1 protein-coding gene is annotated in these 570 nt (G+C 71.2%); it reads right to left on the reverse strand.

Annotated elements, in window-relative coordinates:
* Positions 1 to 16 precede the first annotated feature (16 nt).
* The coding region (locus CK944_RS22525) for a hypothetical protein (protein ID WP_146038784.1) at positions 17 to 570 on the reverse strand (554 nt) is incomplete at its 5' end.

The following is a 570-nucleotide window of genomic DNA, read 5'->3' on the forward strand; positions in this document are numbered from 1 at the left end:
GATCTCGCCGATCAGATCATCCGAGAGGCTCGCCATCCTCCGCCTCCTTCCATGCCATAAAGAGCCGGATGCCGCGACGCCGCTGCTCGTCCACCACTGCCCGCAGATCGGCGCGCATCTCCGGCAGGGTCTGGCGCAGGGCGTTGAGGACCGCCCATTGCTCACCGCTTGGATCGATGCGACCTCGGCCCGCCGCCAAGGCGATTGCGTTCACGGCAAGGCCGATCTCCTGGAGCTCGGCCCGCACGGCCTCGAGGCGCGCACCGGTGGCGGGGTCGAACTCCAGCATCCCCGAGGCCGCCCGCACCAGGGCTCGCAGGGCGTCCGAGGTCGAGCCAAGGCCATGACGCGCTTTCAGGGCTTCGAAGGCGCCGAGCTCGACCGGCGACAGCCGGGCCGAGACGGCTTGGCCTGCGGTGGTGGCCGTCTCCCGGCTGCGGCGGGGGCCGTCCGGGCGGGTCTTGCTGATCTGTTTGCCAGAACCGTGCTGTGACGCGGGTGAGCGCCGCTTGCTGCCGGGGCGCACTGGGTCTGCGGGGGTCTGGGGCGTGTCTCGAAGGGCCATCGGGC

Origin of the sequence: Paracoccus sp. SY, from assembly GCF_002901215.1 — a bacterium.
Taxonomy (GTDB): Bacteria; Pseudomonadota; Alphaproteobacteria; order Rhodobacterales; family Rhodobacteraceae; genus Paracoccus; species Paracoccus acridae.